At 67.6% G+C, this 15,731-nt stretch carries 17 protein-coding genes; all 17 read right to left on the bottom strand.

The window, feature by feature from the left end:
- Positions 1–40: 40 nt before the first annotated feature.
- The 17 genes from ACM2ZB_RS04540 to fliD all read right to left on the bottom strand — a co-directional run bounded on the left by ACM2ZB_RS04540 (position 41) and on the right by fliD (position 15,570).
- Positions 41–1,213, bottom strand: a complete 1,173-nt coding sequence (locus ACM2ZB_RS04540) for a flagellar hook-length control protein FliK (protein ID WP_416057619.1) — start codon at positions 1,211–1,213, stop codon at positions 41–43.
- The gene (fliJ, locus tag ACM2ZB_RS04535; protein WP_416057618.1) at positions 1,213–1,695 is read right to left on the bottom strand and encodes a flagellar export protein FliJ; all 483 of its coding nucleotides are present in this window, start codon (positions 1,693–1,695) and stop codon (positions 1,213–1,215) included. The genes ACM2ZB_RS04540 and fliJ overlap by 1 nt, the downstream gene beginning before the upstream one ends.
- Positions 1,696–1,698: 3 nt before the next feature.
- On the bottom strand, positions 1,699–3,084 hold the full coding sequence (locus ACM2ZB_RS04530) for a FliI/YscN family ATPase (protein WP_313440323.1): 1,386 nt from the start codon (positions 3,082–3,084) through the stop codon (positions 1,699–1,701).
- Positions 3,081–3,722 carry a FliH/SctL family protein gene (locus ACM2ZB_RS04525; protein ID WP_416057617.1) on the bottom strand — a complete coding sequence of 214 codons (642 nt, stop codon included), beginning with the start codon at positions 3,720–3,722 and terminating at the stop codon, positions 3,081–3,083. The genes ACM2ZB_RS04530 and ACM2ZB_RS04525 overlap by 4 nt, the downstream gene beginning before the upstream one ends.
- Positions 3,719–4,705: a flagellar motor switch protein FliG gene (fliG, locus tag ACM2ZB_RS04520; RefSeq protein ID WP_313440492.1), complete on the bottom strand. Its 987-nt coding sequence runs from the start codon at positions 4,703–4,705 to the stop codon at positions 3,719–3,721. Before fliG ends, ACM2ZB_RS04525 begins: the two co-directional genes overlap by 4 nt.
- Positions 4,706–4,715: 10 nt before the next feature.
- Positions 4,716–6,362, bottom strand: coding sequence for a flagellar basal-body MS-ring/collar protein FliF (gene fliF, locus ACM2ZB_RS04515; RefSeq protein ID WP_416057616.1), 1,647 nt, complete (start codon positions 6,360–6,362; stop codon positions 4,716–4,718).
- A gap of 13 nt (positions 6,363–6,375) precedes the next feature.
- A complete protein-coding gene (gene fliE, locus ACM2ZB_RS04510) occupies positions 6,376–6,741 on the bottom strand; it encodes a flagellar hook-basal body complex protein FliE (RefSeq protein ID WP_313440326.1) in 366 nt (121 codons plus the stop codon).
- Positions 6,742–7,161: 420 nt separating this feature from the next.
- Positions 7,162–7,578: a hypothetical protein gene (locus ACM2ZB_RS04505; RefSeq protein ID WP_416057615.1), complete on the bottom strand. Its 417-nt coding sequence runs from the start codon at positions 7,576–7,578 to the stop codon at positions 7,162–7,164.
- Positions 7,579–7,725: 147 nt separating this feature from the next.
- Entirely contained in the window at positions 7,726–8,382 is a 657-nt protein-coding gene (locus ACM2ZB_RS04500) for an SUKH-4 family immunity protein (protein WP_416057614.1), read from the bottom strand.
- 72 nt (positions 8,383–8,454) lie between these two features.
- Positions 8,455–9,960: a sigma-54 dependent transcriptional regulator gene (locus tag ACM2ZB_RS04495; protein WP_416057613.1), complete on the bottom strand. Its 1,506-nt coding sequence runs from the start codon at positions 9,958–9,960 to the stop codon at positions 8,455–8,457.
- Positions 9,957–10,334 (bottom strand): response regulator transcription factor, encoded by a 378-nt coding sequence (locus ACM2ZB_RS04490; protein WP_049460600.1) that lies wholly within the window; start codon positions 10,332–10,334, stop codon positions 9,957–9,959. Before ACM2ZB_RS04490 ends, ACM2ZB_RS04495 begins: the two co-directional genes overlap by 4 nt.
- A 14-nt stretch (positions 10,335–10,348) precedes the next feature.
- Positions 10,349–11,758: an RNA polymerase factor sigma-54 gene (rpoN, locus tag ACM2ZB_RS04485; RefSeq protein WP_416057612.1), complete on the bottom strand. Its 1,410-nt coding sequence runs from the start codon at positions 11,756–11,758 to the stop codon at positions 10,349–10,351.
- A 261-nt stretch (positions 11,759–12,019) separates the two neighbouring features.
- Positions 12,020–12,652: a response regulator gene (locus tag ACM2ZB_RS04480; RefSeq protein ID WP_303639171.1), complete on the bottom strand. Its 633-nt coding sequence runs from the start codon at positions 12,650–12,652 to the stop codon at positions 12,020–12,022.
- A gap of 91 nt (positions 12,653–12,743) precedes the next feature.
- Entirely contained in the window at positions 12,744–13,322 is a 579-nt protein-coding gene (locus ACM2ZB_RS04475) for a PilZ domain-containing protein (RefSeq protein WP_313440336.1), read from the bottom strand.
- Positions 13,319–13,612, bottom strand: a complete 294-nt coding sequence (locus ACM2ZB_RS04470; protein ID WP_416057611.1) for a hypothetical protein — start codon at positions 13,610–13,612, stop codon at positions 13,319–13,321. Before ACM2ZB_RS04470 ends, ACM2ZB_RS04475 begins: the two co-directional genes overlap by 4 nt.
- Positions 13,609–14,025, bottom strand: coding sequence for a flagellar export chaperone FliS (fliS, locus tag ACM2ZB_RS04465; protein WP_416057610.1), 417 nt, complete (start codon positions 14,023–14,025; stop codon positions 13,609–13,611). Before fliS ends, ACM2ZB_RS04470 begins: the two co-directional genes overlap by 4 nt.
- 129 nt (positions 14,026–14,154) lie before the next feature.
- Positions 14,155–15,570 (bottom strand): flagellar filament capping protein FliD, encoded by a 1,416-nt coding sequence (gene fliD, locus ACM2ZB_RS04460; protein ID WP_416057609.1) that lies wholly within the window; start codon positions 15,568–15,570, stop codon positions 14,155–14,157.
- Positions 15,571–15,731: the final 161 nt, after the last annotated feature.

Raw genomic sequence — 15,731 nt, 5'->3', positions numbered from 1 at the left:
CGGAAAAATGCCGGTAGCGCCGGGCCATGCCCGGCGCCTGTCAGGCGTAGGCGTCCAGCAGCCCACGCTGGCGGATCAGCTGGGCCGCCGACACCGTGGTGTCGCCGCGCGACGGTTCTCCGTCACCGCCCGCGCCAGCGCTGCCGCCAGCCGATTGGCCCGACGGACTGCCGTCACCTGCGCCCTGGTGGCCGACATCGGCGTGGGCCAGCTGGAAGCCCTGTTCGCCCAGCAGTTCACGCAGGCGCGGCAGACTGCTTTCCAGGGCCTGGCGCACGTCCACATGCGGGCTGCTGAAGCTGGCGTGGACCTTGTCGCCGTTCATCTGCAGGCGCACGTCCACCGGCCCCAGGTCTTCGGGGTTCAGGCGGATGTGGGCGTGCCCGATCTTCTGGTCGGCCAGCCAGCTGACGCGCGCGCCGATGGCCTGGTCGAAGCCATCGTCGCCCAGGGTCGGGGCCGGGGTCGGTTCGCCGTTGAACACCGGCGTGCTGGCCAGCGCCGCCTTCAGATCCTGCAGGGCCGCAGGAAGCGGTGCCTGCAGCGGCACCGGCGGCGCGCGATCGCCCATCAGCAGGCCGTCGGCATCGTCGGCGGCGTCCAGCGCCTGGTGGCCCAGCACCATCTCCGGCAACGGCTGCGTGCTGATCTCTGCGTCAGCGCTGCTGGCTGCGCCGGTAGTCCCGGCCAGTGGTGCGGCTGCGCTACCGGCCTGCGTACTGGCAGTCAGGGCAGGGCCCGGCAGTGCGGGGGCTGCCGCGGGCAGTGCGCCCGCGTCCGCATCCAGCCCGGTGCCAGGCGGCGGCACGAGTGCGGTGGGTTCGGCAGGCACCGGCACGGCCAGTACCAGGCCGGCCAGGCCCAGCGGCGGCCAGGGGGCTTCGTCGCTGTCGCTGGGTTTGTCCTTGTCGGTGGACGCGCTCTGTCCGGTCGGCGGCGTGCTGGTGGCAGCGCCGGCGTCGGTGCTGCCCGTGTCGGCGTCGGCCGGGTGACGGGCGCCCTTGTCGGCGTTGCCGTCCTGCGGTGCGCCGGTACCGGACGGCGTCGGTGCCTTGCTGGTCGCAGACGGTGCCGGCGTGGCCGATGCCGTGGGCGAGCCCTGCAGCATCTGCCCGAAGTCCTTGCCGGCGCCGTTGCTGCTGCTGCGCGATGCGCTGCCCGTGCTGCTGGACGGCGTGGGCGTGCTGGCATTGCTGGAAAGCGGGGACGGCATCACGAGCGGCCTCCCTGCTCAGTGCCTTCCTGGTCTTCGGCCTGCACCAGGCGGGCACGGCGCGCGCCGATATCGTCCATTTCGCGCTGGTCGCGGCGGTCGGTCACCACCTTTTCCTGTGCGCGGTAGCTGGCGGCCAGCTGTTCCAGCACGGCCTTGTCGCGGCTGGCCAGGATCAGGCGAGCGCGTTCGGCTTCCACCTTCTCGCGGTTGCCGTCCACGGTGGCCTGCTGCTGTTCCACCGCGCTGTCCAGGCGGTCGAGGAACGCACGCCGGTTCAACAGCTGGGCCGGGCTGGTGGCCGCCATCTGCGCGTTTGCCATCTGTTGCGAGGCATATTCCTCCGCGTAGCGGCGAAGCTCGTCCAGGCGCGACAGATGGGTGTCGAGCACGCGTTGGCGTTCGGCCAGGTCGCGGGCCACCGCGTCCTCGTGTTCCTGGGCCCGCTTCAGCAGGGGGTCGATGCGCTTGGACTGTGTCATGGCTTAACTCTCTTGTTCCACCAGGCGCTGCAGCGCCGCCTGGCTGTGCGGAAGATCGGCGGCCTTGGCCACGTCCTGGCCGAGGAATTCCATGATTTCCGGCCAGCGTTCCAGGGCTTCGTCGGTGGCGGCGTCGTTGCCGCGCTGGTACGCACCAATGGCGATCAGGTCGCGGTTGGCCGAATAGGCCGACACCAGCCGCTTGAGCTTTCGGATGCGCAGGCGCCACGGTTCATCGGCGATTTCCGTGACCACGCGGCTGACCGAGGATTCAACGTCGATGGCCGGGTACAGGCCACTGTCGGCCACCCGGCGCGAGAGCAGGATGTGGCCGTCGAGGATGGCGCGCGCTGCATCGGCAATCGGATCCTGCGGATCGTCGCCTTCGGTCAGCACGGTGTAGAACGCGGTGATCGAGCCGCGCCCCTTGGCGCCATTGCCTGCACGTTCCACCAGCGCCGGCAGCTTGGCGAACACCGATGGCGGATAGCCGCGGGTGGTCGGCGGCTCGCCCACCGACAGGCCGATTTCACGCTGTGCCTGGGCAAAGCGGGTCAGCGAATCCATCAGCAGCAGTACATTCAGGCCCTGGTCGCGGAACCATTCGGCAATGGCCGTGGCCCGGTAGGCGCCATGCAGGCGCGCCAGCGGCGGGCGGTCGGCCGGGCTGGCCACCACCACGGCGCGGCGCAGGCCTTCTTCGCCCAGCGTGGTTTCGACGAAATCACGGACTTCGCGGCCACGTTCACCAATCAGGCCGACCACGATCACGTCGGCGGCGGTGTAGCGGGTCATCATGCCCAGCAGGGTCGACTTGCCGACACCGGAACCGGCGAACAGGCCTACACGCTGGCCACGGCCGATCGGCAGCAGCGCGTTGATCGCGCGCACGCCCACGTCCAGCGGCTGGGTGATGGGCTCGCGCGCCAGCGGGTTGATCGACACGCCGGCCATGCCGACATGGCCTTCGGCGCGGATCGGGCCCTTGCCGTCCAGCGGCACGCCATCACTGTCGATCACGCGGCCGAGCAGGCCTTCGCCCACTTCCACGCCACCCCGGCGTGCCGACGGCACCACCCGGGCGTTGGGCAGCAGGCCGTGCAGTTCGGCGCTGGGCATCAGGTAGGTGCGTTCGCCGGCAAAGCCGACCACTTCGGCATCGACCCAGCCACCGTCCACCACTTCCACCTTGCAGCTGGCACCCAGCGGGGCCTCGCAGCCCACGGCTTCCAGGGTCAGGCCAACCGCGCGGCGCAGCACGCCCTCGCGGATCAGGCCACGGCCATGGGCGGTATCCACGCGCAGGCCATCCAGGCGGCGGGCAAGGCGGAGATTGCGGGCCATGGCCCAGTCGGCCGGCGGTGGTGGCAGCTGCGGTTCGGTGTTCATGCGTTGGTTCCGGTCTGGCGGATCACCGCGTCCAGCGCGCCGCGCAGGCGCGCTTCCAGGGTGCCATCGATACGTACGGCTTCGGCGTGCACGCGCAGGTCGCCGCGGCTCAGGCTGGTGTCGGGCACCAGCCGCTGGGTGGGCGACAGGGTCAGCAGCGGCGACAGCGCGGCGATGTCGTCCGGGTGCAGGCGCACTTCCACTTCGCGTGTGCTGCCACCCACGGCGTCCACGGCCTCGCCCACCAGCTGCGCCAGCAGCGCCGGGTCAGCTTCATAGGCGCGGCCGACCAGGGCGCCGGCAATGCGCACCGCCAGTTCGCCCAAGGCGCCGACCACTTCGTTTTCCAGCCGCACCAGCGGCCGGCTGAAGTTGTCCAGGATGCCCTCGATCTGGGCGACCAGGCGGCGCACTTCGGCCTGGCCCTGGCCATAGCCATCGGCGTGGCCCTGGTCGAAGCCTTCCTTTTCCGCGCTGTCCTGGATGGCCTGGATTTCTTCCAGGGTGGGCAGCTGCAGCACCGGCTCCGGTTCGTGGTCCGGGTCCGGCTCGGTAAGCTCGAACAGATCCTCCGCCTCCAGCTCCGGTTGTGGCTGGGCCAGCAGATCGGGGGCAAGCCAGCGCACGACATTGCTCACAGCATGGCCTCCGCGCTGCCGCCGATGGTGACGGTGCCTTCATCGGCCATGCGCTTGACGATGGCCAGGATCTCGCGCTGGGCACCTTCCACGTCGGACAGGCGCACCGGGCCGCGGGCTTCCATGTCTTCCAGCAGGATTTCGGCCGCGCGCTGGGACATGTTGCGGGTGATCTTGTCGCGCACCTTGATGTCGGCGCCGCGCAGGGCCAGGCCCAGGCGTTCGCCACTGACCTCGCGCAGCACCAGCTGCATTTCGCGGTCGTCCAGGTCCACCAGGTCGTCGAAGACGAACATCAGGTCCTGGATGCGGCCGCTCAGCGGTGCATCGATGCGCGCGATCTCACCCAGGATGGCCTGGTCCTGGCCGCTGTCCATGAAGTTGAGGATGTTGGCCGCACACTGCACGCCGCCGATGTTGGACGACTTCAGGTTCTGGTTGCCGGCGAACTGGCGCTCCATGATCTCGTTCAGCTCGTTCAGCGCGTTCGGCGGAATGCCGTCCAGGGTGGCGATGCGCAGCAGCACGTCCACCCGCGTGCGCTCGGGCAGCAGCTTCAGCGCATCGGCGGCCTGGTCGGTTTCCAGGTGGGCCATGACGATGGCGATGATCTGCGGGTGCTCGTTGCGCACCAGGTCGGCCACCGCACGCGGGTCCATCCATTTCAGCGCATCCAGGCCGGTGGTGTTGCGGCCCAGCAGGATGCGGTCGATCAGGTTGCCGGCCTTTTCACTGCCCAGCGCCTGCACCAGCATGTTGCGGATGTAGTCGTCCGAGCCCACGCCCAGCGAGGTCTTCGAGCCCAGTTCCTGGCTGAACTGGTCCATCACCCGTTCCACCTGGTCGCGGGTGATGTCGGTCATGGTGGCCATGGCGATGCCGATCTTCTGCACCTCCTTGGGTTCCATGTGGCGCAGCACTTCGGCCGCGTCCAGCTCACCCAGCGACAGCAGCAGCACCGCGGCGCGCTGCACGCCGGTCAATTGCGCGACATCAGTCATTGGCCACCCAGCCCTTGACCACCTGGGCCACGCGCTTGGAGTCGGTCTTCACGGCTTCACGGGCCATCCGCAGTCGTTCCTCATATGAATCCACCGGCAGGGCCAATGCTTCCGGCCCGCCCAGGCTTGCCCGGTCGGCGCCCAGCGCCGGCAGCGGGGTGCCATCGTCATCGACCAGCTGCACGTCCGCGGTGTGCGGTTCCAGTGCAGCGTCCTCGTTCTTCTTGCTCTGCCCGGTGATGCCGCGCAGGGCAGGGCGCAGCACGCCGAACAGCAGGGCCAGCACCACCAGCGCACCCAGCAGCATGCGGCCGGCATCGTGCACCCAGGGCAGTTCCCACCAGGCCGGGCCTTCCACCGGGGTGGTGTCACGCACGAACGGTGCGTTCATCACCGACACGGTGTCGCCACGCTCGGCGTTGAAGCCCACCGCCTGCTTCACCAATGCCTCGACGCGGGTCAGTTCGGCGGCCGACAGCGGCTGCGGGCTGACCTTGCCGTTGGCCCCGGCACGCGGCACGTTGTCCACCAGCACTGCCACCGACACGCGCTTGATGCGGCCCGCCGGCTGGCGGGTGTGCTGCAGGGTGCGGTCCAGCTCGTAGTTGCGGGTGGCGTTCTTGCTGCTTTCGGTCGGGGTCTGTGCCGTGGGCGGTGCGGCCTGCTGGCCCGGCGGGCTGTTGCTGGTCGCGCCCGGCACGCCCTGCGGGCCCGGGGTGCTGGTGGTGTTCTCGCTCATCTGCTCGCTGCGCAGCTTCTGCGGTTCACCGTTGTAGAGTTCGCGCGCTTCCTCGGTCACCGAGAAATCCATGTCCACGCTCACTTCCGGATTGACCCGGCCGGGGCCGGTCATCGGTTCCAGCAGTTCGCGGATGCGCTGGTTGAACGAGGTTTCCTGGCGGCGCACCTGTTCGAACTGGGCGGCGTTGACGGCCGCTTCGCTGTTGGGGTCGCTGACGCTGAGCATGCGGCCGCTCTGGTCGACCACGGTCACCCGTTCCGGGGCCAGGTCGGGAATGCTGGCGGCGACCATGTGCACGATGGCGTCCACCTGGCTGCGTTCCAGCTGCTGGCCGCCGCGCAGCTCCAGGGTGACCGAGGCACTGGCCACGTCACGCTGGCGGGTGAAGGCACTGGGCTTGGGAATGGCCAGATGCACGCGCGAATCGCGCACCGGGCGCAGCGTGTTGATGGTGCGCGACAGTTCGGTTTCCAGTGCGTGCTGGTAGCGCGCGCTTTCCACGAACTGGCTGACGCCGAACCCGGGGTCGCGCTCCATCAGTTCAAAGCCGAGCTTGCCGCTGTCGGTCAGTCCGGAACCGGCCAGCTTCAGGCGGGCATCGTGCAGGTTTTTCTCCGGCACGGTGATGCCACCGGTGGCCGGATCCAGCTCGAACGGAATCTGCGCCGCGCGCAGCAGATCAGTGGCTTCGGCGGTGGCCTTCTGGTCCAGGCCGGTATACAGCGGGACCATGCCCGGCTTCTGCGACCAGAAGAACACGGACAGGCCTGCCGCCACCGCCACCGCGATCATCGCCATCAGGCCCAGCCGGCGGGTGATCTGCAGACTCTGCAGGCGGTCGAACCACTGCCCGGCCTTTTCGGCGTTCAGGGTTTCCTTGGAGAGCGTCAGTGCCATGCGTCAAAGTTCCTTACAGCGGCATGTTCATCACGTCCTGGTAGGCCTGGACGAGACGGTTGCGGACTTCCACGGTGGCGCGGAAGGCGATCTGGGACTGCTGCGAGGCGACCATCACCTTGGCCAGGTCGGCACCGGGTTCGCCCATTTCGAAGGCCTTGGCCAGGGCGCCGGATTTCTGCTGCGCGTCGTTGACGCCGGCGATGGCGCCACGCAGGGTTTCGGTGAAGCTGGCAGGCTGGACCTGCGGCGCATCCAGCACCGTGCCCGGCAGGGCATTGCTACGCGGCGCTTCGGCCAGCGGGTTCGCCGCGGGCTGTCCTACCTGGGTCTGGTAGGAGCGGATCTGGGAGAGGATCGAAGTGACGGAGTGGGACATCTGCAACGGTTCCAGAAACAGGGATGGGGGTGTCTGCTGGAGCTAGTGCAAGTGCCGTGCCGAAATCGCTGATCGGTTCAGTGACGTGAGGGTTGGGGGTGTTGGGCAGGGCTGCGCCCTGCAACTGCCGAATCGACGTCAACGTCAACGTCAACGTCAAAAACCTGCATTCCGTGGGGGGGGGGCGGGGTGGGTCCGGTTGCGGGGGACGCCGTAAACCCATCCATGGGGGCTTGGCCGCGGCATCCATGCCGCGGACACCCCCGCAACCGGACCCACCCCGCCTTCGACAGATTTCCGCGATCTGTCGGAACCTGCTGCTGCTGATGGTGGGTGCCGACCGTTGGCCGCTGCTGTGGTGGGTGCCGACCGTTGGTCGGCACGCTGTTCGCGCCATTTAACCGGCGTCGGTTTTCTGGCCTACGGCTGCAGGGTCCAACGGCCGGAATTCTGGCGCTGGCGTGGTGCGATGGGGCCGTCATGCTGGGTGTAGATGAAGCGGCCCTGGCGGTCGGTCTGGCAGGTCAGCAGCAGGGCGTATTGGGCGGGTCCGGCCGGATGGTTTTCGCTCATCCGGATTTCCGCCACGTGCGGGGCCAGGCGCTGGTAGCGATAGCTACCGCCGATGCGCAGGTCGGTTCCCAGGATGTCCAAGACGTACTGGTTGCCGGCGAAGCTGACCTGCACCATGCGCCCGGCGTTGGGGTTGTCGGGCGCGTACAGCGGATCGCTGAGGTTGGTGAACTGGCGCTGGTCCAGCGTGGCGGGCAGGGTGCAGTCGGCGGCTGTGGCCAGGGCGGGGCAGAGCAGGGCGGTGAGCAGAAGGGGGCGAGGCATGGTGGAGTCTCCTGGAGTGGTCCCTCCCATGCTCCTCAATGCAGCCGCGCTGTCTTTAGGAGAACTTGCAAATGCAGAAGGGCTCGGATCCCTCGCGCGGAGCGGGATCCTACCCCAATTCGGGCCAGCGCCTGGCTGAGCCGGATGCTACCGGGGATAGTTGAGATCGATCCCGAGCGAACGGTGTAGTTCCACCTTCTCTGATGAAAGAGGAAAGAACCCCTCTGATAGCTCGTAAAGGCATGTGGGCCAGAAGTTGCTCTCGTCCACCATTGAGGTGGCATCGCAGTTGCGGAACACGGTCTCAAGTTCCATGAGGGTCGACTCCGCCATGCCGCCATTGGAGTTCAGTGCAGGTCGGATTGCTGCCATGAGCGCGCTATGGAAGGCTGCGAAGTTCCTCAGATCTGAATTGCAGTACTGGGGCGATATTCCGCAATCGATTGGAAGTAGTCCCACTGATCCATCTTTGAGATCCACGAAGAAGAGCCCGCCCAACATATGTCCAAAGATCGCCAGGGTGCGATCGTCAGCCTCACATCGCTGCAAGCGCGAATGGAACATCGTGTTGTTGTAAGGATAAGGCTCAAGATGGTCAGATAGCCGCTGCGCTTCGAGCAGCAGATCAGAGTTATCGATCTCTTCCTGGCTGATTGGCCTGAGATCACGCGTCGACGGTCTGATTGAGTTCTCCATCTGGGCAAGGCTACCGATATCGTTCGCCGGTGCCTTTAGGAGAAGTTGTAAACTCAGTCGTGCGGCTGGATCCCTCATCCACGCATGGCGTGGATCTACTGACGTCATGCAGCGGCCCCACAAACACCAACGCCCGGGCAAGCCCAGGCGTTCGTGCCCCCTTCATGCTGGCAACGCGTGTCAGCTCGCCAGTTCGGCCTGCTCGCGTTCGATGCCGTACTTGCGCAGCTTTTCCACCAGGGTGGTGCGGCGCAGGCCGAGCAGCTGGGCGGCGTGGGCGACCACGCCCTGGGTGCGTTCCAGGGCTTCGTTGATCAGGCCCAGTTCGATGTTGGCCATGTGGTTGCGCAGGTCCAGGCCGTCGTCGGGCAGGGCCGCCGGGGCGTTGGCGCGGCTCACGGCAATGCCGTGCTCCAGCGCCGGCTGGCCGCCGCTGCCGGGGGTGTGGAAGGAGAAGCTGCGCAGGTCCAAACGGTCTTCGCTGGCGACCACGGGCGCCGGGGCGGGGGGCGCCACCGGGGCCAGCGCGGCGTCGCCACGGTAACGGGCCGGCAGATCCTGCACGCGCACCGAACCACCCGGGTGCAGCACGGCCAGGCGCTCGACCAGGTTGGTCAGTTCGCGCACGTTGCCCGGCCATTCGTAACCGGCCAGGGCCTGCAGCGATTCGGCGGTGAAGCGCACTTCGCCGCGGCCGGTGCGGGCCAGCTGGGTGGCGATGGTTTCCACCAGTGCCGGCAGGTCCTCACGGCGTTCGCGCAGGGCCGGCACGTCGATCGGGAACACGTTCAGGCGGTAGAACAGATCCTCGCGGAACTTGCCTTCGGCAATGCGCGTTTCCAGGTCGCGGTGGGTCGCGGCGATCACCCGCACGTTGCAGCGGATGGTCTGGTTGCCGCCCACGCGTTCGAAGCTGCGTTCCTGCAGCACGCGCAGCAGCTTGACCTGCATCGGCAGGCTCATGTCGCCGATTTCATCCAGCAGCAGCGTGCCACCCTCGGCCATTTCGAAACGGCCCTTGCGGGCAGTGAGTGCGCCGGTGAACGCACCCTTCTCGTGGCCGAACAGTTCGCTTTCCAGCAGGTCGGCCGGAATGGCGCCGCAGTTGATCGCCACGAACGGGCCATCGCGGCGCGGCGAGCGCTGGTGGATGGCGCGCGAGACCACTTCCTTGCCGGTGCCCGATTCGCCCAGCACCAGCACGGTGGTGTCGAAGGCGGCCACCTGTTCGATCATGGTGCGCAGCTCGGTCACCGCCGGGCCATTGCCGGTCGGGCCCTGGTCCTGCACGGCACCGGCCTGGTGTTCGGCGTCCAGGCGCTTGAGGCTGGCGCGGCGCAGCAGGGCTTCCATCTGCGCATGGCGCAGCGGGGTTTCCAGCGGCCAGATGTTGGCTTCGTGCAGGCCATGCTGCTGCGCGAAGGCAGCGGCTTCGCCGTCGGCCAGCAGCACCGGCGGCGGCAGGCTGCTGCCGCCCAGCCAGGCGTACAGCGCGGTGCTGGCGGCGTTGTCTTCCAGGTTGCCGACAATCACCGCCATCCAGTCGTTCTGGCGCTGGCGGCCCAGGTCGAAGTCGGCTGCGTCGGACACCCAGCGCGGGTTGAAGTCCATGAATTCCAGCAGGGCAACGGTGCGCTCGGCACGCACGGCGTCGTTGTCCAGCACCAGGATGCGCGATTCACTCATGATCGATCCTCCCTGAGGCCTTCCAGGATCGGCATGACTTCCTGGATGTACGACAACTTGCTGACGAAATTGTCGGCGCCGGCGCGCAGCGCGTGCTCGCGGTGCTCGACGTCGTCGAAGTGGCTGGCAATCACGATGTACGGTGCATCATCCTGCGACTTGATCAGGCGCGTGGCCTGCAGGCCGCCCATTTCGGGCATGGCCAGGTCCATCAGCACCACCTGCGGGCGCAGCGATTCGGAACGCTCGATCGCTTCCAGCCCGTTGCCGGCGCTGCCGACGATCTGCAGCCAGTCGATCTTGCGGAAGTGGCGCATCGCTGCGTTGATGAAGCCCTCGTGGTCATCGACCAGCAGGACTGTGAGCTTGTTCATGTCCAACATCCTTTTCAGCCCACCCGGGCCAGCTGGGGTTGCCTGGCGCTGAGCCGGCGCCGTTCGCGGGCCGGGGCGATATCCAGTTGTTCGCGGTATTTTGCGACGGTTCGACGGGCAATGTTCACTCCCTGGCGCGACAGCAGGCCGGCGATGGCCTCGTCGGCCAGCGGGCGGCCGGCCGGTTCGGCATCGATCAGGCGCCGGACCATGGCCTTCACGGCCTGGCCCGACACACTGGCGCCTTCCAGGCGCACGGCGAAGAAGTGCTTCAGTTCGAAGGTGCCGCGCGGGGTCTGCAGGAACTTGCCGGTGGTGATGCGCGAGACCGTGGACTCGTGCATGCCGATTTCCTCGGCCACTTCCTTCAGGGTCAGCGGGGCCATGGCTTCCTCGCCGCGCACCAGGAAGGCCGCCTGGCGTTCGACGATCACCCGCGCGGTACGCAGCAGGGTGTCATAGCGCATGGACAGGCCGCGGCTGAACCAGCGCGCTTCCTGCAGCATTTCGCGCAGGGCCGGCGCCGCTTCGTTGGTCTCCGACAGCGCCTGTTCGTACTGGCTGTTGATCGACACGCGGCGGCTGGTGGCCGGGTTCAGCGCCACCTTCCACTGTTCGTCGGCGTGCCAGGCCACCACGTCGGGCACAACCACTGCGTTGCGCTCGGGCAGCAGGCTGTCGCCCGGGCGCGGCTGCAGCGACAGGATCAGGCGCACGGCTTCGCGCACGTCGTCGATCTCGGCGTCGTGCTGGCGGGCCAGGGCGGGGTAGTCATGTGCGGCCAATGCGTCCAGCGCACCTTCCAGGATGCGTGCGGCCAGGTGCCGGGCCGGAACCACGCCGTGCAGGCTGTACAGCTGGGCCAGAAGGCCTTCGCGCAGGTCCTGCGCGGCCATGCCGGCCGGCTCGCCGTGCAGCAGCTGCTGGCGGATGGCTTCCACGCCGGTGGCATCGATGTCGAACTGGGCACTGGCCAGCAGCTGCAGTTGGTCCAGCGGCGCCTGCAGGTAGCCGGCCTCGTCGCAGTGTTCCAGCCAGAACGCCGCCACGGCCAGGCCGCGCTCGTCCAGATCCAGCGACAGGCGCTGCAGTACGCGCAGCTGCGGGTCGGTCGATTCGCCGGCGGCGATGCGCGCCATGCGGTCGTCGTCGCCGTCCTGCCAGCTGCTGCCGGCGACGTCCCACATGGACGACTCGGGCAGTTCGTCGAACGCCGCAGTGTCCAGCTGGGTGCTGGCGGCGTCGCTGGCCTCGGCGGCGGGTGCCTCGGCGTCTTCGATTTCCAGCAGCGGATTGGACTCCAGCAGGCGCTGGATTTCCTGTTCCAGGTGCAGACCATCGAGCTGCAGCAGCCGGATCGACTGCAGCAACTGCGGCGTGAGGTGAAGTGTTTGGCCCAGCTGGGTCGAGAGTGCAGCCTTCATCGTGGTTCCCCGGCGCCGCTCCCCGACGCCTTGTGGAACACATCTTGCTTTTGATCCGGGGCGGGCGGAATCGGGGGGTTCCTGAGGGCCTTGGTGCCTTTCCCGACAGGATGTAGGGGAATCCCCTACGCCATCGCGATAGTTTGACGAACCGTGGCGCCAAGTCCTTGATTCTTCGTTGGCAGAGGCGCCGGGTGACGGGGGGAGGGTGTACGGAATTCCGTCAGGGCGTGTCGGGGTGACGGGATTCCGTCGGCCCGGTCATTCCAGCTCGTGCTGGTGGCGCGCGGCCAGCAGCAGCAGATCGTTGGCGCGGCGGCAGCCCAGCGACTCCATCATGCGGGCGCGGTGGGTCTCCACCGTCTTCACGCTGATGCCGAGGTCGGCGGCGATTTCCTTGTTGCTTTCACCCTTGCCGATGCGGCGCAGGATCTCGCGCTGGCGCGGCGACAGTGCGGCAATGCCGGTGGGCTTTTCCCGGCCCAGCATCGGCGCCAGCATCTTGGCCGAGATCTGCGGGCTCAGGAACACCTGGCCGGCATGCGCGGCGCGCAGGGCCAGTTCCAGCTCCTGCGGGGCGGCGTCCTTGACCACGAAACCGACCGCGCCGCGGTCCAAGGCGTCGCGCACGTGCGCGGCGTCATCGTGCATGGTCATCATCACCACGCGGGTGCCGGGGGCACGCAGGCGGATGTCGCTCAGCGCTTCCAGGCCTGTGCGGCCGGGCAGAGAGAGGTCCATCAGCACCACGTCCGGTGCGTGCTGCAGGGCCATCTGCAGCGCCTGTTCGGCGTTGCTTGCTTCGGCCACCAGCTGCACGTCGGCAAACCCCTGCAGCAGACGCGCCAGGCCGGCGCGAACCAGGGTGTGATCGTCGACGATGAGAACTCGCACAGGCACGTGACAGGTCCGTGAGGGGAGTCCACCTTAACTTAGCTGAACGGGCGCGCCAAGGGCCGTCCGTCCTGCGTCGGGGTGGCAGGTTTCAGCGTGCCCGGCGCGCTTCGGCAACCTGGCGACGATGCAAACGGAACAAGTGCCGTTCCATGGCCATTTCCAGGCCATCGCCAAGCCGGTTGAAGCGCAGCCACAGGTAGTGGCCACCACCGCCATCGGCGGCCTCGGCAATCACATCCACCGGCAGGTCGATGTTGTCGGGCAGCCAGTCACTGGGCTGCAGGCGCACCACACCGGCCTGGCCGGGGCTGGCGCCGCTGCGTGGGCCCAGCTGCAGGCGGATGCCGCGGCGCGACCAGCGCACCGGGCGCAGGGTCAGTTCCTGGCCCTGCTGGCGCACCAGCCGGCCCAGCAGCACCATGGTCAGGTCCAGCTTGGCTTCCAGGCGCTGGATCTGCAGGGTGGCCTCACTGCGTTCGTCGTGCTCGTCCACGCGGCTGTCTTCCACCAGCGCCAGGCTGCGCAGCAGGCCTTCGGCACTGCTGGTTCGCCCGGCGGCGCTGCCTGCCTGGAATTCGGCGGGCAGGGCCAGTTCGCAGCTGAGCGTTTCGTCGAACAGCTCGCTTTCGGCCGGGTGATGCAGCGACGTGGTCGGCAGCAGGTTCATGCCAGCGATTCTGCCTGCAGGTAGGCATGCGCGGCGCGAAGAGAGCGCTGGCCGTCCTGCAGCTGCACGGCCACCGCGTCGCGGCGCTGGCGCAGCAGGCCCAGCAGGCTCTGCTGGCGTTCCAGCAGCGCGGACAGCGGTGCGTGGTCGGTGCTGGTCAGCGGCTGGCTCAGCAGGGCGTGCAGGGTGCTGTCGTGGCCGTCGAGCAGACTGTCGGCCTGTTCGAAGGCCTCTTCGCCGAGTGCTTTCTCGAAGGCATCCAGCTGGGCGTGCAGTTCATGCAGGCTCACGGGGCCACCGCGGCCGGGCGGCGCTGTTCGTGCGGAATCGCGTTCCAGGCGCCGTCGATCTCGCTCAGCAGCTGCAGCGATTCATCCAGGGCCACGCGGTCGTTGTGCAGGTTGGCTTCGGTCAGGCGCTGCAGCACGTAGTCGTACAGAGCCGACAGGTTGCCGGCGATCTCGCCGCCGGCTTCGTGGTCGAGCGAGCCGTTGAGGTGGCCGACGATGGCGCAGACCTCGCCGATCGCCTTGCCCTTGCCGGCCTGGTCGCCGCGCTCAAGGCTGGCCTGGGCACGACGTACGCGCTCCAGCGCGCCGGCCAGCAGCATCGCCACCAGCTTGTGCGGATCGGCATCGGCGACCGCACTGCTTACACCCACCTGGCGGTACTGCTCGGCGTATTGACGGCTGGAACCGTACATTCGTGATTCTCCCTTGCGCTGTGTGCCGCCGACGGATCGTCAGGATCCGTGCCGGCGGCACTGCGGTGATTGCTGTTGCGTCTGTTATCGGTGCGTACGCGGCCAAACTTGAGCCTTGTACGCGTGCGATCAGCCGCTCAGCTGTGCAAGCTGCTGCGACAGGGCGCTGCTGCTCTGCTGCAGCTTGCCCATCAGGCTGTCCAGCGCCAGGAACTGCTTCTTGTAGCGTTCGGCCACGCCTTCCATGCGCGTGTCCAGGTCCTTGCGGCGCTTGTCGATGTCGGTCAGCGTCTTGTTCAGGCTGTTGGTGCGCGACACGAAGGCGCCTTCCTTGCCCACGGTGGTGCTGACGTAGCCATCAACCATCGAATACAGCTTGCCGGCACCGCCGGTATCACCGGTGATGGCCTGGCGGATCTTTTCCGGCTGGTTGGCCAGCGCGGCGGCGAACTTGGTGGTGTCCAGCACCAGGCTGCCGTCGGCATTGGGGAAGCCGCGCGTCTGCAGGCCCAGCGTCTTCGGGTCCAGGCCTTCGGCCGACAGGTCCTTCAGGATGCTGCCCATCTGCGCACGCAGCTGGCTCATGGCGCCGCGCATCTGCGCATCGCCGGTCAGCGACGAGGCTTCCTTGGTCTTGGCGTCGTAGGCGGTTTCGGTGTTGATCGCCGCCAGCGCTGCGTTGTAGGCGGTGACGAACTCCTGCATCACCTTGGTCGCAGCCGTGGTATCGGTGCTGATGGTGACGGTGCTCTTGCCCACCATCTTCAGGTTCAGGGTCAGGCCGGGCACGGCGTCAGCCACCGTGTTGCTGGCGCTGACCACTTCCACTCCGTCGATGGTCAGCGTCGCGTCGGCCGCGGCAGTGTTCTGCTTCAGGCTGCCCACCAGCGAGGTCAGGCCCGGATCGCTGCCTGCATATTCCAGCTTGATGGCATTGGCCGCGCCGGTCTTTTCCTGGGCGATGGACAGGTACTGGTTGTCGCCCGAGCTGATCAGCGTGGCCTGCACGCCTTCCTTGCGGCCGGCGGCATCGATCTTGTTGCGGACCGTGGTGAGGGTGTCACCTTCCTCGACCGCCACGTTCATCGTCTTGGCCTTGTCGCCCACGCCGACGGTCAGCGTCAAGGTTCCGGCGGCAAAGGTCTGGGTCTTGGGCACTGAGGTGTCGGCAATCAGCTTGTGCGCGGTCGCCAGGCTCTTCACTTCGATGGCGTGGGTGCCATTGGATGCCGCCGCCTTGGTGGTGCCCACGTCGTACAGCGCCACCGAGGCCGTCAGGATGTCGTCGGTATTGTTGGTGCCGCCCTTGGTGGCGGTCACGGTGCGGGTATCGAAGGCGGTGGAGGCCTTCAGTGCGGTCAGGGCGGTCTTCAGCTTGTCAAACGCCGAGGTGACCGTGCCCACCGACGAGAGCTGCATCTTCGCCTTGGACTGCTGAAGGTTCAGCGCATTGTCGGCCGGCTTGCGGTCGGCTGCGACCAGCTGGCTCACCATGTCGGAGATGTTCAGGCCCGAGCCGATGCCACCGTATCCAAAACTTGCCACGTCGTTTCTCCTGTTTACGGGCCAGGCCGTCATGCGGCGGACCGTCGTCAACGAAAATAGCGGCCTGCGCCGCTGGGTCTTGAGGACTTCGTTGATGCATGTGCCGTGCCACGGGCCAGGGGCCGGTTCTGGCACGCAGGTTGCAGGAGGGTTGGGGCAGG

The sequence above is a fragment of the Stenotrophomonas maltophilia genome (assembly GCF_047782825.1).
In the GTDB taxonomy this organism is placed as follows: Bacteria; Pseudomonadota; Gammaproteobacteria; order Xanthomonadales; family Xanthomonadaceae; genus Stenotrophomonas.
The sequence above is the reverse complement of the archived record's forward strand: the minus strand, read 5'-3'. Positions and strand labels throughout refer to the sequence as shown.

Excerpts from the sequence above, each read along its gene's own strand:
- ACM2ZB_RS04540 (WP_416057619.1), bottom strand. The coding sequence starts at position 1,213 with ATGCCGTCCCCGCTTTCCAGCAATGCCAGCACGCCCACGCCGTCCAGC.
- fliJ (WP_416057618.1), bottom strand. The coding sequence starts at position 1,695 with ATGACACAGTCCAAGCGCATCGACCCCCTGCTGAAGCGGGCCCAGGAA.
- ACM2ZB_RS04530 (WP_313440323.1), bottom strand. The coding sequence starts at position 3,084 with ATGAACACCGAACCGCAGCTGCCACCACCGCCGGCCGACTGGGCCATG.
- fliF (WP_416057616.1), bottom strand. The coding sequence starts at position 6,362 with ATGGCACTGACGCTCTCCAAGGAAACCCTGAACGCCGAAAAGGCCGGG.
- fliE (WP_313440326.1), bottom strand. The coding sequence starts at position 6,741 with ATGTCCCACTCCGTCACTTCGATCCTCTCCCAGATCCGCTCCTACCAG.
- ACM2ZB_RS04505 (WP_416057615.1), bottom strand. The coding sequence starts at position 7,578 with ATGCCTCGCCCCCTTCTGCTCACCGCCCTGCTCTGCCCCGCCCTGGCC.
- ACM2ZB_RS04500 (WP_416057614.1), bottom strand. The coding sequence starts at position 8,382 with ATGACGTCAGTAGATCCACGCCATGCGTGGATGAGGGATCCAGCCGCA.
- ACM2ZB_RS04495 (WP_416057613.1), bottom strand. The coding sequence starts at position 9,960 with ATGAGTGAATCGCGCATCCTGGTGCTGGACAACGACGCCGTGCGTGCC.
- ACM2ZB_RS04490 (WP_049460600.1), bottom strand. The coding sequence starts at position 10,334 with ATGAACAAGCTCACAGTCCTGCTGGTCGATGACCACGAGGGCTTCATC.
- rpoN (WP_416057612.1), bottom strand. The coding sequence starts at position 11,758 with ATGAAGGCTGCACTCTCGACCCAGCTGGGCCAAACACTTCACCTCACG.
- ACM2ZB_RS04475 (WP_313440336.1), bottom strand. The coding sequence starts at position 13,322 with ATGAACCTGCTGCCGACCACGTCGCTGCATCACCCGGCCGAAAGCGAG.
- fliS (WP_416057610.1), bottom strand. The coding sequence starts at position 14,025 with ATGTACGGTTCCAGCCGTCAATACGCCGAGCAGTACCGCCAGGTGGGT.